At 67.0% G+C, this 24,611-nt stretch carries 15 protein-coding genes and 1 pseudogene; 4 read left to right on the top strand and 12 right to left on the bottom strand.

Annotation, left to right across the window (positions count from 1 at the left end):
* From AC1DF3_RS34440 to tssB, 10 genes are all read right to left on the bottom strand, one after another.
* A partial coding sequence (locus tag AC1DF3_RS34440; protein ID WP_478142456.1) for a DUF2169 family type VI secretion system accessory protein occupies window positions 1–1,095 on the bottom strand: 1,095 nt, incomplete at its 3' end.
* A gap of 7 nt (window positions 1,096–1,102) precedes the next feature.
* Complete coding sequence (locus AC1DF3_RS34435) at window positions 1,103–4,558, bottom strand: type VI secretion system Vgr family protein (RefSeq protein ID WP_478142455.1); 3,456 nt, start codon at window positions 4,556–4,558, stop codon at window positions 1,103–1,105.
* Window positions 4,559–4,562: 4 nt separating this feature from the next.
* Complete coding sequence (locus AC1DF3_RS34430) at window positions 4,563–7,478, bottom strand: type VI secretion system Vgr family protein (RefSeq protein ID WP_478142454.1); 2,916 nt, start codon at window positions 7,476–7,478, stop codon at window positions 4,563–4,565.
* A 17-nt stretch (window positions 7,479–7,495) separates the two neighbouring features.
* Window positions 7,496–10,162, bottom strand: coding sequence for a type VI secretion system ATPase TssH (gene tssH / locus AC1DF3_RS34425; protein ID WP_478142453.1), 2,667 nt, complete (start codon window positions 10,160–10,162; stop codon window positions 7,496–7,498).
* Window positions 10,149–11,150, bottom strand: a complete 1,002-nt coding sequence (tssG, locus tag AC1DF3_RS34420; protein ID WP_478142452.1) for a type VI secretion system baseplate subunit TssG — start codon at window positions 11,148–11,150, stop codon at window positions 10,149–10,151. The genes tssH and tssG overlap by 14 nt, the downstream gene beginning before the upstream one ends.
* Window positions 11,138–12,892 (bottom strand): type VI secretion system baseplate subunit TssF, encoded by a 1,755-nt coding sequence (gene tssF, locus AC1DF3_RS34415; protein WP_478142451.1) that lies wholly within the window; start codon window positions 12,890–12,892, stop codon window positions 11,138–11,140. Before tssF ends, tssG begins: the two co-directional genes overlap by 13 nt.
* A gap of 30 nt (window positions 12,893–12,922) precedes the next feature.
* The gene (gene tssE / locus AC1DF3_RS34410) at window positions 12,923–13,354 is read right to left on the bottom strand and encodes a type VI secretion system baseplate subunit TssE (RefSeq protein WP_478142450.1); all 432 of its coding nucleotides are present in this window, start codon (window positions 13,352–13,354) and stop codon (window positions 12,923–12,925) included.
* A gap of 23 nt (window positions 13,355–13,377) precedes the next feature.
* Window positions 13,378–13,866, bottom strand: a complete 489-nt coding sequence (locus tag AC1DF3_RS34405) for an Hcp family type VI secretion system effector (RefSeq protein ID WP_478142449.1) — start codon at window positions 13,864–13,866, stop codon at window positions 13,378–13,380.
* Between the two features lie 217 nt (window positions 13,867–14,083).
* Window positions 14,084–15,562 carry a type VI secretion system contractile sheath large subunit gene (gene tssC / locus AC1DF3_RS34400; RefSeq protein ID WP_478142448.1) on the bottom strand — a complete coding sequence of 493 codons (1,479 nt, stop codon included), beginning with the start codon at window positions 15,560–15,562 and terminating at the stop codon, window positions 14,084–14,086.
* A 13-nt stretch (window positions 15,563–15,575) separates the two neighbouring features.
* Window positions 15,576–16,070: a type VI secretion system contractile sheath small subunit gene (gene tssB, locus AC1DF3_RS34395; protein ID WP_478142447.1), complete on the bottom strand. Its 495-nt coding sequence runs from the start codon at window positions 16,068–16,070 to the stop codon at window positions 15,576–15,578.
* Window positions 16,071–16,331: 261 nt separating this feature from the next.
* Here tssB and AC1DF3_RS34390 point away from each other — a divergent pair, with 261 nt between their 5' ends.
* The 4 genes from AC1DF3_RS34390 (at window position 16,332) to AC1DF3_RS34375 (ending at window position 22,874) form a co-directional block, all read left to right on the top strand.
* On the top strand, window positions 16,332–18,047 hold the full coding sequence (locus AC1DF3_RS34390) for an ATP-binding protein (RefSeq protein WP_478142446.1): 1,716 nt from the start codon (window positions 16,332–16,334) through the stop codon (window positions 18,045–18,047).
* A gap of 34 nt (window positions 18,048–18,081) precedes the next feature.
* Window positions 18,082–18,816 (top strand): response regulator, encoded by a 735-nt coding sequence (locus AC1DF3_RS34385; protein ID WP_478142445.1) that lies wholly within the window; start codon window positions 18,082–18,084, stop codon window positions 18,814–18,816.
* Between the two features lie 44 nt (window positions 18,817–18,860).
* On the top strand, window positions 18,861–20,411 hold the full coding sequence (gene tssA / locus AC1DF3_RS34380) for a type VI secretion system protein TssA (protein WP_478142444.1): 1,551 nt from the start codon (window positions 18,861–18,863) through the stop codon (window positions 20,409–20,411).
* Between the two features lie 627 nt (window positions 20,412–21,038).
* Window positions 21,039–22,874: a serine hydrolase domain-containing protein gene (locus tag AC1DF3_RS34375; protein WP_478142443.1), complete on the top strand. Its 1,836-nt coding sequence runs from the start codon at window positions 21,039–21,041 to the stop codon at window positions 22,872–22,874.
* Between the two features lie 66 nt (window positions 22,875–22,940).
* Here AC1DF3_RS34375 and AC1DF3_RS34370 read toward each other — a convergent pair.
* Window positions 22,941–23,112: pseudogene (locus tag AC1DF3_RS34370) on the bottom strand (DUF2164 domain-containing protein); the annotation flags it as partial.
* 379 nt (window positions 23,113–23,491) lie between these two features.
* The gene (locus tag AC1DF3_RS34365) at window positions 23,492–24,493 is read right to left on the bottom strand and encodes an ABC transporter substrate-binding protein (protein WP_478142441.1); all 1,002 of its coding nucleotides are present in this window, start codon (window positions 24,491–24,493) and stop codon (window positions 23,492–23,494) included.
* Between the last annotated feature and the right edge of the window lie 118 nt (window positions 24,494–24,611).

Genomic DNA, 24,611 nt, shown 5'->3' with positions numbered 1-24,611 from the left:
GGACGCTGCGGCCGCGGGCAGGCCCGCAGCGCCCGCGACGCCGCCCGCCAGTGCGGCCACCGGGGCCGCCGCCTTGGCTGCGGCGGCTGCGCCCTCCCCCGCTGGCGCCGGCGCAGGCAACTGGTCGCGGTAGTGGGCCTCCGGCAAGGGCGCGTCGCGCATCGGCTCCCAGCCCGCGACCACGCAGGCCACGTCCTGCGCCTCCTCGTCGTCGACCGCGAGCGTGCCGCGGTAGAGCACCGCGCCCAGGCCCAGGCCCGGCATCAGCCAGACCGTTTCGGCATGGGTCTCGATCTCCTTGAACACGGCCTGCGCGCCCTTGCCGCGCAGGGCGAAGCAGCGTCCGCGCAAGGCGGGCAGCGCGCTCGCGCTGCGCGGCTGCTCGGGATCCAGATGGCTCAGCTCGATCGCCTCGTCGCCGGCGAAGCGGCCGGCCAGGCGCTGGTCCGGCGGCGCGCTCTGGAAGTAGTCGCCGCCCGTGTCCTCGGGCAGGTGCGGCCAGGTCTTCTGCAGCCAGGGCTTGCCGACCGCGCCCAGGTGGCGCTGGCGCTGCGGCGCGCCGCTGTCGACGCCCCAATAGCCGGCCGGTGCGGGGTGGTCGCCCTTGAAGGTGATCGGATGGCGCGGGTCTTCCACGTTGGGCAGGGCCGGCGCGGCCTTGCCGAGCGGATTCGCTTCATCGCCCGGGCCGCCGAACGCGGTGGCCGGCACGATCGGCATCCGCGTGAAGGGCGCCGCCGCCGACAGCGTGCCGAGCGCGCTCCATTGCCGGTCGCCGTGGACGATCAAGGGCTTGTCCAGGCTGCCCAGGCGCACGCGCACCGCGAGTTCGGTCACCGCCTTGCCGCCCGGCGCACAGGCCTCGCCATAGAGCAGGAACTCGGCCTTCGGCTTGGGGTAGCCCTCGTCGAGCACCGCCGGCGCGCCGGGCGCCTGCGGCAGCCGCTGCCAGAGTTCGGTCTCGGGGCGCAGCGCGTCGAGGCGTGGCGATGCCAGCGGGAACAGCGCGATCAGGCCCACGCAGAGGCGGTCCTGTCCTTGCAGGCGCAGCGCGCGATGGACGACGGCCATGGGGTCGGGCTTGATGATCTTCATGGTCGGTTCAGCCCAGCTTGATCAGGCCACCCTCGATAGTGACGCCTACCGGTTGGAAGTTTGCCGAAGCGCTGCCGCACTTCATCTCGAGGCCTGCATCCGTCGCCTTCCACCCGGAGGTGCCGAAGGTCAACGAAGCCGAGCTGTCGTCGATGCTGATCCCTCTGGTCAATGGCGTGGCGTCGAGTGCAGCCGTCGCGGCGATTTGCTCCACCTTGGCACTGTCCTGCTTTCGAAAGGCTGCGTGGTAAGCCAACTTTGCATCCTTGACGGCAACGGAGGCTGCATCGTCGTCGGCCAGAGCTCGAGGTACGGCAAGCCCACTGGAATTTGCCGCGAAACGAGCGGCCTTCAGTGCTTTTCGTTGGGCCTGGGCCGCAGCGACCCACAAGGCCCGTGCCGCTTTGACCTCACCCTTCGCCAGGGCCAGCGCTGCGTTGGCTGCCGCCAGGCGATCGACCTTCGCCATGTTGCCGATCTTGATCGTCGGAGCGCTCAAAGTCAGGACACCTGCCTCTGCCTTGACAAAGGAGCCCTTGGCGCCCAAGGTGGCCAGGTCGTCGTCCCAAGAGAAGCCCACGAATTTCTGGTTGATGACCTGGCCCACGGTTCCGGTCACCGCATCGACGCTGACAGTGCCAGCGCTCAGACTCACCAGACGGGACGCCAGACTGATGGTGCCCCCGATGGGGGGGTCCGCGTCCCAATTCAATCTGTCGCCCGCCTTGATGCTCACGCCCCTCGAAGGTGACATCTCGAATTCGCACCGGGTATCGAGCGGCAGCAAAGGCCGGGCCAAGGGTTGGCCCGCGTCGTCGCCATTGACCGTCTGCGTGATGCCGTCCACCCCAAGGGTCATCTCGCTCATCAGCTTGAGTTCGTCGATCTCGGCCTGGAGCGTGCGGGCATAGGCCTGCATCATGGCCATCACGGCCACGTTGGAAACCGCATCCAGCCCGAACTTGCCGATGATGCCGGGCCAGCCCTGCAGCGTCTGACGACCGGGGTTCGAAGGGGCGGCCTGCTCGGCGGCACGGTTCTTGTACTTGTCGTCGATCTGCTTTTCTTCCGCCAGCCGCCAGGCCGCGGCCGCATCGGCGCGCCTGGCCATGTCGGCCGGCGGTGACTGCTTCTCCAACGCGTCCTTTTCGGCCTTTTTGCTTGCCTGGTCGGCGGGACTGTTCTTTCCCTCGTACTTCGTGTCGATCTTGCCTTCTTCCGCCTTCTTCCAATCGACGATCTCCTGGGCGCCCTTGGCGGCCTCGGCAGCGACGTCGCCCGGCGGCGACTTCTTTTTGAGTTCCTCCTTGTCGGCTGCCTTGCTCTTGGCCTCTGCATCGGCGAACTTGAGGTCCTTGGCGTCCTGATCCTTCTTGGCCTGCTTCTCCTTCGGCCCCAGGAAAACGCCGTCGGCGCTCGCGTTCACCGCCATGCTGAAGATGGCCGACTGGGCAAAGTTCAGCGTCGTGTAGCCGGCGATCATCGCGCGCAGCTTCAGCTTGGAAGTCTCGAGCGCGGCGGCGGTGGCCTCGTCCTCGAACGCCCCGGCCTGGATCTTTGCAGTCTTGTTGGACTTGCCGCCGAACGAACGCTTCAGGCTGAGGCTGTCGGAGTCGTCGATCGATATATTCTTGAGACCGTCCGTGCCCGCGAACCCCAGGGCTGCAATGGCTGGAAGCGTCCCGAAATTCGCCTTCCAGCTGATGCTGGAAGACGCATCGATAGCGATCTTCGTACCCATGGAAACGTCGTTCGAGAAAGCCGCGCCGATCGACGCCTTGGTGCCGAGCGAGAGCGAATTCGCCGGCCCGAAGCTCATCGAGTTGCTGTTGCCGAAAGACACCGAGTCCTTGCCGCCGCTGGTGGCCTCGTAGATGCTGCCGCCGCCTTCGGGGTGGACTGAGCCGACGCCGATGCTGCTCTTGTGGAAGGGCGAGTTCAGCCAGATCACTTCCTTGCCCTTGACGTCGCTCATCAGCATCTGGTTGCCGCCCTTGGTGCTGATGAGGTTGTCGTGCGGATTGCGCTGGTCCACCACGTTCGGAGTGACCGAATTCGGCACCGCCCCCAGGATCACCGGCTGGTCCGGGTCGCCATCGGCGAACGACAGCAGCACTTCCGTGCCCTTGTGGAGCGGGAAGTGCATGCCATGCTCGCTGCCCGCGTAGGGCGAGGCCATGCGCACCGGGGCCGAGCCCTTGGCGGCGCCCTTCTCCGTACGGTCGAAGGGGATCTGCACCTTGTACTGGCCGTGCGCGTCGAGCTCGGCGTACTCGCCCGATCCCTCGGCGTCCACCGTGGCGCTCATGGTGCCGGCCACGCGCGGCTTGGGCGTCGTGCGCGCGGGCCGGAACTGCGTGGCCGCCGGCAGCGCAACGAAGCTGTTGCGATAGACGGTCTGCCCTTCGCGCTCGTTGAAGGGCGTCTTCAGACCGGCCAGCAGCGCGCCGGCTTGCGAGCCCTCGTGCGTGATCTCCGTGACCAGGTAGCGGCCGTTGAAGTCATCGCGGTAGTGGTGCGACAGGTCCATGAAATGGCCGCTGCGCAGGCCGACCGCGGTGGCTTCACCGCTGAACACGCGCCCGCCGCAGCGCAGCTCCTCGGCCCGGAGGGTCGCGTAGCGCTGCCCCTCTTCCTCGCTGCGGAAGTTCTCGCCGTACAACATCTCTTCGCCCAGGCCGCTGGCCGACACCTCGGCCTGCGCCACCAGGGGCACGCTCGCGCGTCGGTGGTTGTAGTCCTGCAGCACCAGCGTCTTCGGCAAGGGCCGGGTGCGGCAGACGAAGCCCTGCACCGAATCGGCCGCGAGCCCGACGTCGAGCTCGTCGGCGGGCCGGTAGTTGACGGCCAGCGCAGCGGCCGGCTGGGCCACCCTGTCGTCGAGCAGCACCAGCCGGTCGACGCCATCGGCCTGCTCGAAGTGGTAGTAGATGCCCTCGCGTTCCAGCCAGCGCGAGATGAAGGCGAGCGGCGCTTCCTGGTACTGGCACACGTAGCTGCGCGGGCGGTAGCTGCCCTTGAGCTTGAGCGTGTAGTCGTTGGTCGGGCTCAGCTTGGCTGCCTTGAGGAGACTTTCGATGATCTCGGGAATCGTCTGCTCGTGCAGGTAGACCTCCGAATTGCGGTACAGCGACAGCTGCCAGAGCCGCGGCACCAGCACCGCGCGATAGAAGGTGAAACCGCCCGCCTGGTGCAGCTGGTCGAACTCGGCCAGCATGCCCGCGTAGGGCGTGGCCTGCCCGTGGTTGTCCGGCGCGAGGATGCGCAGTTCGGCCTTGGCCGCCAGCACCCGCGCCAGGTCGATGCGCGCATCGTCCGAGACCAGCACCAGCTCGAAACGGTACGGCCGCGAGATGGCCTCGAAGCCGCTCATGCGGACGACGGCGAAGGTGTCGCTCGGGCAGGCCTGGCTGGCGAACTCGAAGCGGCGATCGGGGGGCAGGCGCTGGGCGATGGTGCTCACGGAATCATCCCAGCTTGATCAGCGGGCCAGTGCCGCTCAGGCCCATGGCGTCCACCTTGAAGACCGCGCTCCCGCAAGCGATCGTGACGCCATCACCCGCTGCCTTGACCGATGAGGCGAGGAAGCTCAGCAAGGACTTCTCGTTGTCGACCCTCAAGCCATTGAGCACCGGTACGTCCAATGTCGGATCGACTTCTGTCAACTGCTTCTGGATGGCATTGAGACTCGCCACGGTCGACTGCAACGCCTTGAACGCCATGTCGGCCCCGGGTGTACCGATGGTCTCCGCAGCATAGGCGCGCCAGGCCGAGTCACACGCTTCCCTGGCCGCCACCTTTTGAAGCGTCAAGGTCGCGTGGAGGGGGTTCGGCACAGAGGGATTGCCGATGCTGATCGCTTCGGATTGAAGGTTGACGACTCCTTTTTTCAGCTCCAGCTTTGATCCAGCCGCGCCCAGCTCCACCTGTTCCGGACTGTCGTGGATCCAGACGTATGCGGAACTGGTCTTGTTGGCCAGGAAGATGTGCGGCGAAGTCAGCCACACGCCCTGCGCAGCCGTGATGTTGGCACTTGCGCGGCTCACGACGCTGAATTCATCGCCAACCATTTCGATGCCAGTCTGGGGCGTCAGCGCAATCCGTCCCACGTCGTCGGCACCCTCGTTGATCGTTTGAATGACGCCCTTGTCGTTCAGGGTCATGCGGCTCATGTTCTTGAGCGCCTTGATCTTTGACGCGAGCGCCTGTGCACGCTCCTGAATGAGCACCAGGGCTACGCCGTTCAAGATGGCATCGGTGCCGAATTTGGTCACGATGCCCGGCCAGCCCATGAAGCCGCCTGCCTGGGAAGGGCTCGACGAATCGGCACGCTTCTGTTCGGGCGTCAGCACGCCCCCGGCCGAGCCGTTGACCGCCATGCCGAAGACGGTGGACTGCGCCAGATTGAGTGCCGTGTAGCCAGAAATGGCGCCGCGCAAGATATTCAATTCGGTGTCGAGCGCCAGCTGGCCAGCGGAGGCCGTGCGCGCGCCCGCGGTGAGGGTGACGCTGTCCAGGGCATTGCTGCTGAACGACTTTTTCAGCGTCACCACGTCCGTGTCGTCGATCGTGACGCTCTTGACCATGTCCGACCACGGCACGGCGTTCATGTTCCACTTGATGTCGGTGGCGAAATTGACCGACAGCGACGTCCCCATCGTCACCCTGTTGGCGAACGACGCCGCCAGGCTGGCCTCGGTGCCCAGGGACAACGTGTTTTTGGAGCCAAAGCTCATCGCGTTGTTGTTGCCGAAGGACACCGCGTCCTTGCCTCCGACGGTCGCCTCGTAGATGCTGCCCCCGCCATCCGGATGGATCGATCCGATGCCGATGCTGCTGTTGTGAAACGGCGAGTTGAGCCAGATCACCTCCTTGCCCTTGGTGTCGCTCATGCGCAGCTGGTTGCCGCCCTTGGTACTGATCAGGTTGTCGTGCGGATTGCGCTGATTGACCACGTTCGGGTTGGCCGAGTTCGGCACCGCCCCCAGGATCACCGGCCGGTCCGGATCGCCGTCGATGAAGGACAGCAGCACCTCCGCGCCCTTGTGCAGGGGAAAGTGCATGCCGTGGTCGCTGCCCGCATAGGGCGAGGCCATGCGCATCGGCCGCGAGCCCTTGGCCGCGCCCTTCTCGGTGCGGTCGAAGGGGATCTGCACCTTGTACTGGCCGTGCTCGTCGAGCTCGGCGTACTCGCCGCTGCCCTCGGCGTCGATGGTCGCATTCATCGTGCCGGACACGCGCGGCTTGGGCGTCGTGCGTGCGGGGCGGAACTGCGTGGCCGCGGGCAGCGCGACGAAGCTGTTGCGATAGCGCGTGGTCTCGCGTTCGCCCTCGTTGAAGGGTGTCTTCAAACCAGCCAGCAGCGCGCCGGCCTGCGAGCCCTCGTGGCTGATCTCGGTGACCAGGTAGCGGCCGTTGAAGTCTTCACGGTAGTGATGCGACAGGTCCATGAAGTGGCCGCTGCGCAGGCCCACCGCCGTGGCCTCGCCGCTGAACACGCGCGCGCCGCAGCGCAGCTCCTCGGCGCGGAGGGTCGCGTAGCGCTGCCCTTCTTCCTCGCTGCGGAAGTTCTCGCCGTAGAGCATCTCCTCGCCCAGGCCGCTCGCCGAGACCTCGGCCTGGACCTCCAGCGGCACGCTGGCGCGGCGGTGGTTGTAGTCCTGCAGCACCAGGGTACGGGGCAGCATGCGCGAGCGGCAGACGAAGGCCTGGACCGAATCGGGCGCGCGTCCGACGTCGAACTCGTCGGCCGGCCGGTAGTTGACCGCCAGCGCCTGTGCCGGCTGCGCCGACCTGTCGTCGAGCAGCACCAGCCGCTCGACGCCATCTGCCTGCTCGAAGTGGTAGTAGATGCCTTCGCGCTCGAGCCAGCGCGAGACGAAGTCCAGCGGCGTCTCCTGGTACTGGCAGACATAGCTGTGCGGCCGGTAGGTGCCCTTGAGCTTGAGCGTGTAGTCGCGGCTGGCGCTGAAGCGGGCGCCGGCGAGCAGGCCTTCGACGATGTCCGGGATCGTCTGCTCGTTGAGGTAGACCTCGGAATTGCGGTACAGCGACAGCTGCCACAGCCGCGGCACCAGCACCGCCCGGTAGAAGGTGAAGCCGCCCGCCTGGTGCAGCTGGTCGAACTCGGCCAGCATGCCCGCGTAGGGCGTGGCGCGGGTCATGTCATCGGGCGCGAGAATGCGCAGCTGCGCCCCGGCGCCGACCAGTTTCGCGAAGTCGATCGCCGCATCGTCCGAGACCAGCACCAGTTCGAAGCGGTACGGCTTCGAGATCGCCTCGACGCCGCTCATCCGCACCACGGCGAAGGTGTCTGCCGGACAGGCGTCGCTGCTGAACTCGAAGCGGCGGTCGGCGGGAAGGCGTTGGGCGACGGTGCTCATGGCGATGGCGTTCCGGATCAGGCGCTGGCGTCGCCGGCGAAGCTCACGGCGAACTCGCCCTCGGCGTCGACATCGAGATGGACGGCCGCGGCCGGCTCGCCGCTGCCCATGCGCTGCAGGATCTGCTGCGACATCAGCGGCAGCACGTTGCCGCGCAGGATGAAGTCGATGTTGCGGGCGCCGGTCTCGACCTCGGTGCAGCGCGCGGCGATGCGCTCGACCACCGCCTCGGCGTAGCTGAAGCGCATCTTGTTGTTGCGCGCCAGCCGCTGGACGATGCGCTCGAGCTTGAGCCGCACGATGCCGCCCAGCGCCTGGGCGTCGAGCGTGGCATAGGGCACGATGGTCATGCGCGCCAGCAGCGCCGGCTTGAAGTGGGCCGACAGCAGCGGCCGGATCGCGCCGGCGAGCACCGCCGCGTCGGGCCGCTCGCCGTCGCGGGTCATCTCGGTGATGACGTCGGTGGCCAGGTTCGAGGTCAGGAAGATCACCGTGTTGGCGAAGTCGATCTCCTTGCCCTCGCCGTCGGACAGCATGCCCTTGTCGAACACCTGGTAGAACAGGTTCAGCACGTCCAGGTGGGCCTTCTCGACCTCGTCGAGCAGCACCACCGTGTAGGGCCGCTGGCGCACCGCCTCGGTCAGCAGGCCGCCTTCGCCGTAGCCCACGTAGCCGGGCGGCGAGCCGATCAGGCGGCTGACGTTGTGCCGTTCCTGGAACTCGCTCATGTTCACCACCACGGTGGACTTCTCGTCGCCGAACAGCAGGTCGGCCACGGCCAGGGCGGTCTCGGTCTTGCCGACGCCCGAGGGGCCGACGAGCAGGAAGACGCCCAGCGGCTGGCGCGGGTCGTTCAAGCCCGAGCTCGCGGTCTTGACGATCTCCGCCACCTGGTCGAGCGCGGCGTCCTGGCCCCGGATGCGGCGCTTCAGGGCATCGGCCAGGCCGAGCGCGGTGCTGGCCTGGTCGCGTTGCATCTTGCCGACCGGCACGCCGGTCCAGTCCGAGACCACCTTGGCAACGACGTCCGGATCGACGTCGATGCGCACCAGCGCCTCGCGGCCCTGCGCCTCGACGAAGGCGCGCTCGGCCTGCAGCACCGCATCGTCCAGTGCCTCGAGCGCCGGCGACGCGGTGTCTGCGCCCGCGTCGACCGCCTCGCGCCGCGCCGCGCCGAATGCGCCGCGCGCCTCCAGCAGGGCCTGCGCCGCCGTGCGCTGCGCCTGCCAGCGGGCCCGCAGATCTTCGGCCGCGGTGGCGAGGGTGTCGAGCTGCGCATCGATGTCGCCGAAGCGCTGCGCCTCCACCGGCTGGCGGTTGTCGGCATCCTGCCGCAGGCCGCGCTTCTCGCGCTCCAGCGCCTGCATGCGGCGTTCGAGGTTCTCGAGCAGGTCGGGCTTGGCGTTGCGCAGCACCTTGACCCGCGCACAGGCGGTGTCGAGCAGGTCGACCGCCTTGTCGGGCAGTTGGCGGCCGCTGATGTAGCGGCTCGACAGCTCGGCCGCGGCGACGATCGCATCGTCGCGGATCGCGACCTGGTGCACTTCCTGGTAGCGGTCGCGCAGGCCGCGCAGGATCTGCACCGCGGTGGCGACGTCGGGCTCGTCGAGCTTGACCAGCTGGAAGCGGCGCGCCAGCGCGGCGTCCTTCTCGAAGTACTTCTTGTACTCGGCCCAGGTGGTGGCGGCGATGGTGCGCAGCTCGCCGCGGGCCAGCGCCGGCTTCAGCAGGTTGGCCGCGTCGGAGGTGCCGGCCTGGCCGCCGGCGCCGATCAGGGTGTGGGCCTCGTCGATGAAGAGGATGATCGGCGTGGCCGAGGCCTTCACTTCCTCGATCACGCCCTTGAGCCGGTTCTCGAACTCGCCCTTGACGCTGGCGCCGGCCTGCAGCATGCCCATGTCGAGGCCCAGCAGGCTGACGTCCTTGAGCATGTCGGGCACGTCGCCCTCGACGATGCGCAGCGCCAGGCCTTCGACCACCGCCGTCTTGCCGACGCCCGGGTCGCCGACGCAGATCGGGTTGTTCTTGCGCCGCCGCGCCAGGATGTCGACCATCTGGCGGATCTCGGCATCGCGGCCGAACACCGGGTCGATCTGGCCGGCACGCGCCTTCTCGGTGAAGTTCTCGCAGTACTTGGCGATCGCGCCGCCGGCGGCGGCACCGCCTGCGGCGCGCTGCTCGCCGCCGCCCGGGGCCGATGCCGGGTGGCCCTCGATCGAGCCGGCGCACACGGCCGGGAACTGCGCCAGCAGCGCGTCCTTGGCCAGCGGCGCGAGCAGCGGCCCGAGGCCGCCGCCGGCATAGAAGCCGGCGCGCGCCACCAGCGCGGCCAGCACCGCGCCCGAGCGGATCAGCGACTGGCCGAGGTCGACCGAGCCCAGCAGCCAGGCGTCCTGCAGCAGCTCGAGCAGCAGCGGAGAGAAGGCCGGCCGGCCGGCATTGCCCGTGCGCATGTCCTCCAGCACCCGGTCGATGCCCTGGCGCAGCGTGCCGGCGTCGACGCCGTTCTGGCGCAGCAGCAGCGGCAGGTCGGCCTGCGGCTCGTCGAGCAGCCGGTGCAACAGGTGCTCGACCGTGATCTCGTAGTGGCCGCGGGACACGCAGAGCCCGACCGCGTTCTCGAGCGACGCCTTGCAATAGCCATCGAGGCGGCCGACGAGCGGCTTGAGGTCAACCAGCAGCATGGGGTGATGTCCTTGTGGAAGTCGTGAGTTGTTCGGGCAGGCGGAAGCTGACGGGCGAGGCAAGTTCGCCTTGCGCCTGCGGCAGCCAGGTGTCGAGGCCGAGGCGCGACCAGGCCGCGTCGCCCAGGCGGGCGTCGCCGCCCTGGCTCTTCAGCCGCAGTTCGATCGCCACCTGGAGCGGCCGCGTGAGATAGAAGCGCACCAGGAACTGCAGCCATCGATGGCCGTCGGCACCCGGCAGCAACTGCTGGAACAAGGCCGGGGGCAGATCGGCGATCACGATGCGCACCAGGTTGTCGCAGTCCTCGAACCGGACTCCGAGCGGGCAGTCCTCGCCGAGCCGGTGGGCCTGCTCGCCGAGCCGGATGCGCTGGTCGGGCGGGATCGGCATCCAGTGCGGCACGCAGGATTCGACCTCGACCGCGGCCGGCGCGAAGGCGTCCGCCAGCAGGGTCCGCAGGCCGAGCGCCGACCGGGTGCGCTGCGCGAACAGCGCCAAGTGGCGCAGCAGGCCGCCGGCACCGGGCAGGCTGTCGCGCTGCGGTGCCGAGCCCAGGCCGGCAAAGGCGTACAGCATGTCCAGCGCATCGTCATCGTTCTCTTCGACCGCCCGCAGCTGCAGCCGGTACTTGCGCCAGGCCTCGAACAGCAGCGGATAGAGCGACGCGTGCAGGATGTCGAAGAATTCGCGCCGGGCATGGCGGCCTTCGCGCTGGTCGTCGAGCAGGTCCTCGGAATAGAAGGTCGGCAGCGGCGACGAGACGCCGTACAGGCCGAAGAAGTTGGCCGTGATGCGGTAGGCGTCGTCGCCGCCGGCGATCCGGCCCGGCATCGGCTCGATGCGGTCGATGTCGGTGTCGGGAAAGCCCAGGCTCAGGTTGGCCCGCACCCGAATCTGCGACGCGCCGGCGCGGCGCATCAGGCGGATGGCCTGGAAATACCCGTAGCGGGCGCCATGCGCCAGCAGTTCGTCCCTCAGAGCAGGCATTGCCGCCCCAGTCTCGCCGGCCATTCGAAGACGGCCCCGCTGTCGCTGTCCCGGAGTTCGAGCCGGGTGTAGGCGTTGATCGCGGCATAGTCGCCCAGGAAGCGCTCGATCACGCACCCGAACACGTAGAGGCCGCCGAGGCTGGCGAAGTGGCTGCTGCGGCAGACCAGGCGCAGCCGCTGGCCGCTGAGCATGCGGCGGCCCATCAGGCGGGTCTCGGGCTCGGCGGCGAGCGATTCGATGCCGGCGACGCGGTGCCGGTTGGCGATCTCGCGGCCATGGTCCTGGCGTTCGGAGAAGACATACAGCCCCAGCATCATCTTGAGGTTGGCGGCGTCCGCCAGCGACAGGAAGTTGAGCGAGATGTGGGAGATCATCCGCCACAGCAGATGCTCGTCCGCGGGCGGGTTGAGCTGCGGCGTGACCGGCCGGATGTTGCGGAACGCCAGCCGCTCCGGCGAGCTGCTGGTGGGCTGGCTGACGTCGCCGAGCTTCAGGCCTTCGGGCAGGTCCTGGTTGGTGCAGGTCAGCGTGATCGACAGCGTCTCGGACGCCAGCGCCTGCTGCGGCGGCGTGGCGATCGACAGGAACAGGTCGTGCCCGCGGCCCACGGTCGCGGGCCGGCGCGACAGCGTGTAGCTCGCCTGCGCACCGGCCGAGGCCCCCGGCAAGGCGGCCATGCCGAACGGCGCATAGCGGCGCTCTTCGCTCGCGCCCTGCACGTAGCCGCACACCCGATCGACCGAAAAGATCTGGTAGTGCCCCTTCTTCTCGTTCTCGGGGCGCACCCGGTACTCGCTGGTGCGATGTTCGTTCTGGATCGGCTCGGCGGCGTGCTCGAACAGATTGAGCACCGGCACCACGTTCAGCTGCAGGCTGTGCTCGCGCAGCTCCGGCATCCACTCGGGCATATCGGTCAGCGTCAGCCAGACGCTGAACTGCGGGCCGCTGCGCGTGCTGCGCCAGCGCTCGAAGCCGGCGAGTTCGACGAACAGCAGCTTTTCGGGCAGCGCGAAGAACTCCTGGATGATGCGAAAGCCCGGAAAGGCATGATCGGGATAGGCCAGCATCTCGTGGTCGAAGCCGGCGCAGCGCAGCGCCTTCGGCCCGAGCGCAAAGCGCGCCCCAGCCTGTTGCGGGCTGCCGGCCACGACCTCGACCTGGGTGACCCGGGTCATCAGCAGCAACAGCAGGTTGCTGGCTTCCGCATAGCCCGCGCCAAGGAACAGGCGGATCGCGTCGCCTTCCCATTGCGTCAGATCGATGCCCTGCAGGGCGAAGTCCAGACGCAGCGCCGGCGCCCGGCCGGCGTTCTGCATCAGCTCGAAGCCGCGCAGCGCCAGCGGCTCGACCTGCAGCGCATGGCTGGTACGGAAGCGACAGCGCGTGCCGTCGAGCGCCACCGAGGCGAGCTCGCTGCCCGCGGGCACCTGCATCGGCTCGGTCAGCAGGCCCTTGGGCTCGAAGACTACCAGCGTCGATGCCGGCACCGGTCGCAGGTAATGGGGGAACAGCTGGTTGGCGAGCTCCTGCATCAACTCGGGAAACTCGTCGTCGAGCTTCTGCCGCGTCTGGCCGTTGAGGAAGGCCACGCCTTCGAGCAGGCGCTCGACGTCCGGATCGCTCGAGGGCTCGGCGAGCATCGGCGCCAGCGCCGGATTGGCGCGCGCGAACTCGACCGACAGCTCGCGCAGTTGCTGGAGCTGGTCCTGGTAGTAGCGAAGGAAAGTGGCTTTGCTCATGACAACGAAAAGCGTCGGGGCGCGCGGCGTTCACCGCCTCAAGGCATGGTCCGGCACGCTGACCTTGCCGTTGCTGCCGACGATGGTCGACAGGTGCAGGGGAATGTCCTGGCCGTCGACGTCGAGCCGGCCATCGACATCGAAGCGCAGCGACATCGGGTCCCCGGCGTCGCTGCGCAAGACCACCTGCGGCGCGCGCAGGCGGGGCTCGTAGCGCGAGATCACCTGGCGGATCGAGATCTCGATGTCGCGCACCGACCCGGCCGACAGGCCGCCGGCCAGGTTGGTGAAGTCCGGCACCCCGAACAAGGGATCGAGCGGCACGCTGCCTTGGCGCGTGTTCAGGATGCAGCGCAGATGCGCGATGACCGAGTCGATGAGCAATGACGCCCGTGTGGCGTTGCTGCGCGCGGTGCCGCTTTCCCAGCGGGCCACGCGTTCGAGCAAGCGGAACTCATTCACGGAAAGTCATCGCTCCCCGTCCATCAGGACTTCGGTGCCAACCAGGAGTCTTCGGCCTCGATGCCGTCCGGATCGAAGGTCCAGGTGATCTTCTCGTAGGTGAAGGCCACGTCTTCCATGTGCCCCATCTGCTTGTTGTCGGGGTTCAGGCAGTTCGGCGTCCACGAGCGGATGCTCGTCAGGATCGCGTTCTCGAGCTTGACGGTGTAGTACTTCTCCTCGGTGCCCTTCGGCGAGATCCGGTAGAACTCCAGCACCACCGACTTCATCTGCTCGCCCGAGGTCAGGGCCTGGAACAGCTTCGGCGACGACTTGTCGATTTCCTTGGTCACCATGCTCGGGCCATGGACGCGCTTGCCGGTCGGCAAGCCCGTTTGCGGGCTCTTCGGGATCTCAATGGTGTGTTCGACGGCTTGCACCAGGATCTTCCCGTCATGGCCCTTGACCTTGGTGGAGCCTTCGATCTTCCCTTGGTTCTGGCCTTCAAGGGTCATGTAGCACGGCATCGGCATTTCTGATCTTTCGTTGTGGCAATTGAATTGCCGTTGGTTCAGCCCCGGGAAAGAATTTCAACTCAGAAAATCCGACTCGGAATTCTTCGTCGCAACCTGGGGCTATTCATTGGCTGCGTTGGAGTCAATTGTGGGTCGGCGGCATGACCCGAAAATTTCACTTGGCCGTCATCAAGTTACCGTGGCAACATCGATCGGGCCGCCGCACCTGTCGCGGCTATTTCTTTTCGAGCTTGCCGACCAACGACAAGGTGAAAGATGCGCCCATGTACTTGAAATGCGGCCGCACCTTGAGGTCGACCCGGTACCAGCCCGGCTCTCCCTCGACGTCGACCACATTGATTTCCGCCTGCCGCAGGGGCCGGCGGCTGCGCACGCCTTCGGCCGGGTTGTCCATGTCTGCCACGTACTGGCGGATCCAGAGATTGAGTTCCTTCTCGAGGTCGGCCCGCTCCTTCCACATCCCGATGTTTTCGCGCTGGATCACCTTGATGTAGTGCGCCAGCCGGCTGACCACGAAGATGTAGGGCAGCTGGGTGCTGAGCTTGTAGTTGAGCTCGGCCTCCTTGCCTTCCTTGCTCTGGCCGAAGAACTTCGGCTTCTGGGCCGAATTGGCCGAGAAGAAGGCGGCGTTGTCGCTGTTCTTGCGCATCGTCAGCGCAATGAAGCCCTGCTCGGCCAGTTCGAACTCGCGCCGCTCCGAAATCAGGATGTCTGTCGGAATCTTGTTCTGGATCGCGCCCATTGACTCGTACGAGTAGATCGGCAGGTCTGACACCGTGCCGCCACCCTGCGGCCCAATCACGTTCGCGCACCAGCGGTAGTCGGCAAAGCTGTCGGTCAGGCGGGAAGCGAAGGCAAAGGCCGCGTTGCCCCAGAGAAAATCCCTGTTGCCGCCAGCCACGCTCTCCTGGTAGTTGAATTTCTTGCTCGGCACCGTGTCGGCGCCGTAGGGCGTGCGCAGCAGGAAATGCGGCAGGGTCAGGCCCACATAGCGCGCGTCCTGGCTTTCGCGGAAGGCGTTCCACTTGACGAACTGCGGCCCCTCGAAGACGGACGACAGGTCCTTCAGGTTCGGCAACTGCTCGAAGGTGTCGATGCCGAAGAACTGCGGGCCGGCCGAGGCGATGAAGGGCGTGTGGGCCATGGCCGCCGTGCTGGCCGCGTACTGGAGCAGCTTGACGTCCTGGGCGCCGGGGCCGAATTCGTAGTTGGCCACGATGGCGCCGAAGGGCTGGCCGCCGAACTGGCCATATTCCGCCGTGTAGAGATTCTTGTAGAGCCCCGACTTGGTCACGTCGGCGGCGTCCTCGAAGTCCTCCAGCAGCGACTGCTTGCTGACGCTGAGGATCTGGATCTTGACGTTTTCGCGGAAATTGGTCCGGTCGACCAGGAACTTCAGCGAGCGCCAGGCCGATTCCATCGCCTGGAATTCCGGGTTGTGCAGGATCGCGTCGACCGCGCTGCAGAGTTTCTGGTCGAGCCCCGCGATCATGTCGTCGACGGTCGCCTGCGTCACGCGCTCGACTGCGTTCTGCGGCTCCAGCAGGTGCGAGATGAAGGCCTGCAATCCCTGGCGCGTGATGGGATAGGCATCGTCGCCCGGCTTGACGCGGGCGGATTCCACGAGCTGGTCCAACAAGGACGCGGCGGCGGCAGGCGCGGCGGCGCCTGGCTGGACTTGTTCTTCTTCCATGGACTGCTTTCGGTTATTTCTCTTGGATGCCGAGTTCGCTCAGCAGGCGGGCGCGCACCTGCTCGTCCAGGACCAGCTCCTGCACGCGCTTGCGAAAGTCGGGGATGTTGCCCAGCGGGCCCTTCAGGGCCTTGAGGGCGTCGCGCAGGGCCAGCAGCTGCTGCAACTCCGGAACCTTCTCGACGATCGCGTCGGGGGAGAAATCGTCGATCGATTCGAAGGCCAGCTTGACCGGCAGCTGCGTGCCTGCCTCGGCGTTCGGGTCGAGCTTGCTCTCGATGCCGATGTTGAGTTCGAGCTTCTGCGCCTTCAGGACATCGTTGAAGTTGTCCTTGTCGACCGAGACCGGCTTCATCTCCTCGACCGGCTGGTCGGACGCGCGCAGCGTGAAGTCGCCCAGAACGAGCAGCTTCAGTGGCAATTCGACTTCGGCCTGCGCATCGCCGATGGCGGGGCGATAGACGATATTGACGCGCTCTTTGGGAGCGACTGACCCATCGGATGCCATGCGGATACTCCTGGAAATTGATTAACTGCAATCCCTCGACAATCGCGCTTTTGGGGCGAATCGATATCGCCGCAGCGGCTTTCCGCGACTGCCCACCGCTGCCTTTGAGCGGCTTGGCCGACCTACCGGCACGCGGCAGAGTTTCAGGTTAAAAAGTATTTCCGCGTTAGTCGGTTCATCTCAATCTTTTGTCCACCCGTCTCATTTATCGCAAGATTGTGTCAGTGGCAGTTAGAGTCGCGGGAAAGGCATTCGTTACAGATGAAAGACTCGCCGTCGCCAGACTCCGGCCTCCTCCCCTCCGACTTTTGCGGCGTTGCCGTTGGCGATGCATTCGGCCCCGCCGCCCGCGCCAGTCAGGTCGGCGGGGTCGTCGGCTGCGCGGGCGTTGCCTTTCTGCTGGGGCTCTCCTACTACTTTCCAGTCCATCCCGGCCTCGACATCGCGGCCAGTCAATCGCTGTCGACGCTGGCGTGGCCGGCGCCGGCGCTGGGCGTTGCGCTGTTGTGGCGGCGCCGAGTGCGCGAATGGCCGATCTACCTGCTGGTCGCGGCCACCACGCTGGCCTGGGTGGGCACGACCAGCCGGCAGGCGCCGCAGGCCTTCGATCCGGCGCTGGTGGCGCTCGGGCTGCTCGGCGTGGCACTGGGCGCCTGGCTCGGCAGGCGCTGGATCGCGCCCGACGGCCAGCTGGACTCGTCGCGCCGACTGCTGCTGTTCACGCTGCTACTGCCGGTGGCGCTGTCGCTGCTGCTGTCGGTGCTCATGAGCGCCCTGCTGTGGTGGGGCACCGAAGCCGACTGGGCCGCGCAATGGCCGCGCATCTACGTCGCCCACGCGATGGCCATGCTCACGCTGGTGCCGGCCCTGCTGACCTGGGACACGGCGGCCGCCACCACGGTCTTCCGCGACCGCGGCAACTGGCTGCCGATCCTGGCCGCGTTCGCCTGCATGGGCCTGGCGCTGGTGCCGCGCATGCACGACGAGGTGATCCGCGCCGCGCTCACCTTGCCGCTGTGCTGGGCGGCGGTGCGCAGCGGCATGGTGTTGGTGGCCCAATTGAACGCGGCGATCACCATCGGCATGATCGCCATCACGCTCGCCGGCTTCGGGCCCTACGTCGAATACGGCTACGGCATCTGGGCCTTGCAGGTCGACCTGATCGGCATCGCCGTGCTATCGCTGCTGCTGGCCGTGACTATCGGCGAGCGCCAGCGGCTCGCCGCCCGGCTCGACCAGGCGCGCCGATTCGAATCGCTGGGCTTCCTGGCCGGCGGCGTCGCCCATGACTTCAACAACGTGCTGGGCACGATCCGCGCCTGCGCCGAGATCGCGAGCGAGCGCATGCCGCCGGACAGCCCCGGCCAGGCCGAGCTCGCGCAGCTGGAGCGCGCGACCGAGCGCGGCATGGACATGACGCAGCAGATCCTGCTAGCGGCCCGCCAAGGCGACCCCGCACGCAGCTGCGTCGATCTGGCCGAGCTGGTCGACGAGGTGCTGGAGATGGCGCGCCCCCTGTGCCCGAGCCGCATCCGGCTGTCGCGCAGACCGCTGCCGGGCGCTGCCGCCCCGAAGGTGCTGGCGAACCGCGGCCAGCTGCTGCGCGCCGTGCAGAACCTGCTGCGCAACGCGACACAGGCGGCGCGGCACGGCGTCACGCTGACGGTCGGCACGCACGCGGCCGGGGTGGCGGGCGAAACGCGCTTCGACCTGCAGCTGGGCGACCGGCAGGGCGAGCTGGGCTGGGTCGAGGTCGCCGACGACGGCCCCGGCATCGATGCCGCGCACTGGCCGCACCTGTTCGATCCGTTCTATTCCACCCGCTTCGCGCAGGGCGGCTCGGGCCTCGGCCTGGCGATCGTAGCCGGCGTGGCGAGCGGGCATGGCGGCTTCGTCGGCATGCTCACCGCGCCCGGCCGCGGCACCGTGTTCCACCTCGCAGTGCCCGTCTTCGACGGCACCGGCCCGGCCTCTTGAAGAAAGCAACGATTCGTATGAAGGAGTCGACGTCTTGAACACGCAACCCCGCGGACCTGTCCTGATCGTGGATGACGACGGCTCGCTGGCCAGCCTCTTGAGCAGCTACCTGGCGGGCCACGGCATCGAAAGCGACCAGGCCCGCAGCGTCAAGGAGGCGCTGGACGCCACCGCGCAACGCAACTACAGCATGGCCTTGCTGGACCTCGGCCTGCCCGACGGCGACGGCGTGGACCTGGCGCGCCACTGGCACGAGGAGCATCGCTTTCCCATCATCTGCATGAGCGGCCGCCAGGAAGAAGCCGACCGCGTCATGGGACTCGAGCTGGGCGCCGACGACTACGTGGTCAAGCCCTTCTCGCTGCGCGAGGTGCTGGCGCGCATGCGCGCCGTGTGGCGGCGCACCGATGCGGTCCGCAGCCCGGTCACGCGCGGCAAGCACCCGCGCGCCTATCGCTTCGACGGCTGGGAGCTGAACCTCAACACGCGCCGCCTGCGCGCGGCCGACGGGCGCGACATCTCGCTGTCGCCGAGCCAGTTCAACATGCTGGTCCTGTTCCTCGGCACGCCGAGGAAGATCGTCACGCGCGAACAGCTGATCGAACGCACCCGCGCCTTCGACGACGTCTACGACCGGTCGATCGACGTCCAGATGCTGCGCTTGCGCCGCAAGATCGAGGCCGACCCCAAGCAACCCGCGCTGTTGCGCACCGAACGTGGCGTCGGCTACTACTTCGATGCGCTGTCGGTGGAGGCGCTCTGGGACTGAGCCGCGCGCCAGACCCGGACAACCAACAGCAGGAGAAACGAGACGTGGATACCGCCTTGTTGGAAGGCATCGGACGGCAGCCCGTCAATGCCGTTCGGCCCGCGGGCAGCGAGGTGCGCGAAGACCCGCGCTTCGAGGCCCTGCAGCTCGAGATCGGAAAGATGTCGGACCCGGGCGCCGATGGCCAGACCGACTGGCAGCGCGTCGGGCAACTGGCTTCGCAGCTGCTGGCCGATAAGGGCAAGGATCTGCTGGTCGCGAGCTATCTCGGCGGCGCGCTGCTGCAAGGCGACGGCTTGCCCGGCCTGGCGATGGGGCTGCAGGTGATGGGCGACATGGTCGAACATTTCTGGGACACCTTGTATCCGCCCGTCGCGCGGTTGCGGGCACGCCGCAACGCGATCGAGTGGCTGCTCGACCGCGCCGTGCTCGCGGCCGAAGAACTGAACTGGATCGGACTCGATCCACAGCCCGCGGCCCTGGTCGCCGAACTTCTTGCCGGAGCGCGGCGCCTCGACGATCACCTACGCGCCAAGGACGAGGACGGACCGTCGATGTTGAAGCTGCTGAGCCTGCTCGACAAGATACCGGTGGCGGAGGAAGCGCCGACAGTGGTCCTCTCCCCCGCCCCCACGGCATCCGCGCCGGTCTCGGCGGCGAGTGGCGCTCCCGCGCCTCCCGCGTTTGCCGCGCTCGCGGCACCCGCCGGCGATATGGCAGCGGCGCTGGGGCTCGCCCTCGACCACCTCAACCAGCTGGCCGACGCCATGATGGCGGCCGACATTCAAGACGCCCGCGCCTACCGCGTCAGCCGCTTCGTCAACTGGGGCGGCCTGGATGCGTTGCCGCCCGCGGACAACGGTCTGACCAAGATCGCGCCACCCATCGCGCAGGTGGTCATGGCGCTGCAGCGCATGCAGGAGGAAGACCCGGAGCCGCAAGATGCCATACGTTTTGCCGAGACGCAGCTACCCGCCTTCCCCTTCTGGCTGGACCTGCAGGCGCTGTGCGCCGCCGGACTGGCACGTCTGGGCGAGTCGGGCGCGGCGGCTCGAGGCGAAGTCGAACGAGCGACACGCGAATTGCTTCAGCGCCTGCCGAGCCTGGAATCGCTGTCGTTCGCGAGCGGCCTCCCATTCGCCAGCGCACGCACCCTCGAATGGGTCGGCACGCTCGTCCAGGTGCCTGCTGCGCCTGAAGGCGACACTCCCAAGTCCAAGGACAACGGCCTCGGCGCCGCCATGGCGAAGGCGCGAGCGCTCGCGGCGAACGGGGAGCTCGAAGCGGCCGTGACGCTGGTGCAGCGGACGATCGACCGCGCACCCGATGCGCCCGCGCGCTTGCGCGCACAGATCGCCCTTTGCCAGCTGCTCAGCGCCTATCGCGAAGGACGCGTGCCGGCGCCTTTCGCGCATCGCATCGTCGAGCAGATCCGACGCCACGACCTGGACCGCTGGGACCCGACGTTGGCCGTCGAGGGTTGGGTGGCCGCGCACCGCGTGCTGAGCCAGGACGATGCGAATCCGGTCGAACGCGACGCTGCGCTGTCGGCCATCGCCGGTCTGGATGCGGCGCGGGCCGTGGCACTGCTTTGAATCGCGCCCGGCCGCAGCTTGGCCGATCCACTGATAGGGAAGATGGGAGGGTGCTTGCAGATAGAGACATTCCATCAATATTTCAAGTGCAACAAATGATGTCACTGACGCATCGTTGACTTCAGAATCCGTTTCGTCCGACGTGTAGCTAGGCACGTCCAGGCCAGCAACTCGACACGAAAGCCGATGAGGATGCAACCGAACCCTTTCGACTATTACGCCGCCTGGGCGACCGCCGGTCTGGCGGCGCCACTGGTGCACGCCTGTGGCGGAGGCGGCTCCAGCGCCGCGGCAGCCCGAAGCCCCAGGCTGATCCCGATTCGGTGCGCTGGTGCCGCGAGGCCATTCAAGCGGCGCTGCGCCGACGCGAAAGCGCCACCACCGCCGTGTCCGTTGCGTTGCGCTGACGCAGTCGCACCTGAAGCACGAACCAGGTGAACTGGCCGTCTACTGCAACGATGGCTTCACCATGGTCGAGCCTGCAATGCGCGGCCCCAGAGTCGCTAGCGCAACGACTGAATATTGGAAGGGTACGGCGAAGTCCGTCATTCACTGGGAACTCCCATGCACACAAGAACAACTTCGCGCTCCGATGTGGAAAAAGCAGGGCCTTCTCGCCGCTCTCTCATGCAGTCGAGCGCGGCAGCGCTTGCCGCTCCTTGGTTGCAAGCTTGCGGCGGCGGTTCCAGCGAGGGGATCACATTGCCGCAGACGTCCACCTCGACCACCGACCTCGGATCGGTGCAATGGATGCGGGAGGGCATCCTCGCGGCGCTCAAGCAAAGCAACGTCGACCTGAGCGCCATCTCCGTGGCGATGTTCGCCGGTGACCGCGTGGTCTGGCAGGAGGCCTTCGGCTACGCCAATCGCGAGTCCGGGCGTCGGGCCACCGTCGATACGCGCTTCGACATCGGCTCGGTCGCCAAGGTTTTTGCGGCACTGGCCGTGATGATCCTGCGTGACCAGGGGAAGCTGTCACTCGATCAGCCGGTGGCCGAACTGCTGCCGTCCTTCAGCATGCGCTCGCCGGACTACAGCAAGATCACCGTGCGCCACCTGATCTCTCACAGTTCGGGAGTGCCCGGCTTCAACCGCCGCAACGTCTTCAATTTTGCGCCCATTCCCGGCTACGCGCAGGACACCCTGAAAGCGTTGCAACAGTCACGCCTGAAGCACGATCCCGGCGAACTCACGGTCTATTGCAACGACGGCTTCACGATGGTGGAGTTGCTCACACTCCAACTCACCGGCCTGAGCTATCCGGCGTTCGTGCAGCGCGAGCTGTTCGATCCCCTGGGCATGACGCTCACCGAGTTTCCCTTGACGCCGGCCTCCGAAGGCAGCTTCGTGCATCCGAACTTCGAGGGCCGGACTTTGCCGCAAGAGATGATGGCGGCCCACGCCACCGGCAGCACGATGAGCACACCGGCCGACATGATGAAACTGGCGCGGATGATCATGGACGGTGGCGTCTACCAAGGCCGGCGCATCGTGTCCGAAAGCGGCTTGCGGGACATGGCCGTCGATCAAAGTGCCAAGACGCCCATCAACCCCATCACGGCATCCCCATCGCGCTACGGACTGGGCTGGGATACGGTGGCCCAGATGGGCTTGGCGGCCGGTGGATTGAACGCCTGGGGCAAGAACGGCGGCACTGCCTTCTTCAGTACCGAATTCTTCGTGCTGCCCGAAGCGCGTCTGGCCGTGCTGGTGAGCGGCAATGGCTTCGAGTACGACCCGCGCTCTCTGTGCGAGGGCTTGCTGCTGCGCGCGGCGACCGAGCGCGGCGCGATTCGCTCCATGCCGTCGGCCATCGTCTCCACCGTGCCTGCGGTTGCCTCGACTGCCATCGACGCTTCGGCGCTGCCCGGCATCTACGCCAACTACGACAAGCCGCTGCAGGTGCTGGACGCGGGCGATGGCTCCCTGACGCTGAACGGCTGGAGCGCGTCAGGCTGGACCGTCGTGCGGACAGGCCTTCGCCTGCGCACCGACGGCCGGTGGTGGTCCGACGGCGCCAGCGGCAACTGCTACATGTTCTCCGAAGTGCGGGGGCATCGCTACCTGATCCAGCGTCTGCTTCCACCCAATCGCCTGTATTGGGGGGAGGTACCCGAGGGGGAATGGCTGCCCGAGATGTCCGCGCCGCTGGCGAGCGCCTGGGAAGAACGGCTGGGCAGCCGGTGGCGCTGCATCAACGACGATCCGCAATCGATCGAAGGCAAGCTCATGCCGAGAACCGGCTCGATCGGTGCCATGGCCGAGCGGCCTGGCTACGTCGTGTGGATCGACGATCAGCCTTGGCGTGCGCAGCTATTGCGCGTGATCGACGACAACGAGGCCGGCATGACCGTGAAGGTTCCGGTCAACGCCGGGCGCGATCTGGTCGAGCTTCGGGTGGTGAAGGAGGGGTCGGAGGAACAGTTGCACATCGGAACGCTCGTGTACCGGCGCACGGCTTGAGGTGGGGTGCCGGGATCTCTTACCGGTGTTCCAGCCCTTTGTGCTCGTACTCGCGTCAGTACTGGATTCTTCTTCATGGACTTCAAAGTCGAGCTCCGAAACGCGTGCCTGAAGCCGCTCCTGCACATCCGACGCCGCGCAGTTGTAGATCACAGGGGACTTCCTCGAGGAAGAACCCCAGGAGCGCGCCCGCAGCCAGGTTGCCGATGGGCTCATCCATGTTGTCGCGGAAATAGCGCTAGATGGAGGTGGCCGACTCTTTGCGCCTCCTTGCTCAGTTCAGTCGCCGCTCGCAGAGCGACACAAGCCCGATTAACATAATTGTCATTCGAGTCCAGACCGAGACAGGTGCCTATGGCGGGATGCCGAGTCGGTGCCGAGTGGCGCAAAACCCAGCCCGCCGGCTACTGGTTTGACCTGCTCGCACGAGCGGGTATGCAACGCCATCGCCGCAGGCAATACAAATGTGTGCAACTTCGCACGGCGACAGCGCCTTAGGCACGCCAAGGGCGAAGAGAAGTTCTCCACCGTTCCTGATGGGTTGCCCCGGGGCGAGTTTGACGGAACGAAGGGACTCCTATCCTGAATGACGTGCCGCACATCAAAGCCGAGGCGCACTATTGCTGGATCTTGCCCTCGCTGCTGATGATCGACAGCTCGACATATTTCGAGCCGGCCCTCGCGCCTGGCCTGAACCCGACGGCATAACCTCCGAGGTCGTAGTCGTTCATGGCGTTCAGCGCGGCCGTCATTGTTTCGCGCGTGGGTGTTCGTCCCTGCCGCCGCGCTGCCTCGATGATCACGCGGCCTGCTATGTAACCCTCCATCATCACGTAGCTGATGGGCATGTCGAGCTTGTTCGCCTTGGTGACCTCCGCGAACTCCCGGGCGAGGCGGCTGTTGGTCTTGTAGGGGTTCGGCGTGACCTGCGAGATGACGATGCCCTTCATCTGCTCCTCGCCCAGCCGCTGGGACAGCTGCTCGATGTCTGTCCCGGAGTACGCGAACAGTTGCGCCGCGCCTCCTTCCATTCGGTAACGCTCGATAAAGGCCGCCGTGGTGGTGCCGTTGGCCACCATGATGATGGCCTGCGGCGGGGTCTTGAGAAAGGCCGCCACCAAGGCCCCGGCGCTCCTGCTGTCCGGTGCATAAGAGGCGCGAATGACGAAGGCGGCCCTTGCCCGACCAGCCGCCTCGTCGGCCGCGGCGACCACTGCGTCGGCCCCGGCCTCGTGGAGCAGGCCAAGCCGGGTGATGCCCAGGGTCGCCAAGTGCTCGGTGAGCTTGGCCAACTCGTCACGGACGTCGGCCCTCACGTTGAACAGCAGGGGATGCGAGGGCGGAATCCCGGTGGTGCGATAGCCCACGAGCGCCAGGCGCTGCTGGTCCAGAATGCCGGAGGCCAACAGCGCCGCCAGATTGCGGCTGCCGGAGTAGCCCGCCAGCACGAGCGGGCGTTGCTCCGCGACCAGCTTGCGCGTCTGCTCGACGGTGGACGCGGGCTCATTGTGATCGTCGGCACGCACGAGCGTGAAGGTATTGCCATTCACGCCGCCTTGCTTGTTGACGCTGTCGAAAGCGAGTCGCAGAGAGCCGGCTCCGGTCGTCTGAACACGCATCGACCTGAGTTAAGTGGATTGGCTGCGGTTTGATTCTTTCAATCTTCAGGCCCCTGCCAGGCCTCCGGAGGCGCCCCGGTTGAGCCATGTACTCATGGTTCAACCCATCAGGCAGCCT

Source organism: Variovorax sp. 10N432, assembly GCF_056394465.1.
This window is presented reverse-complemented; position numbering and strand designations above follow the sequence as displayed.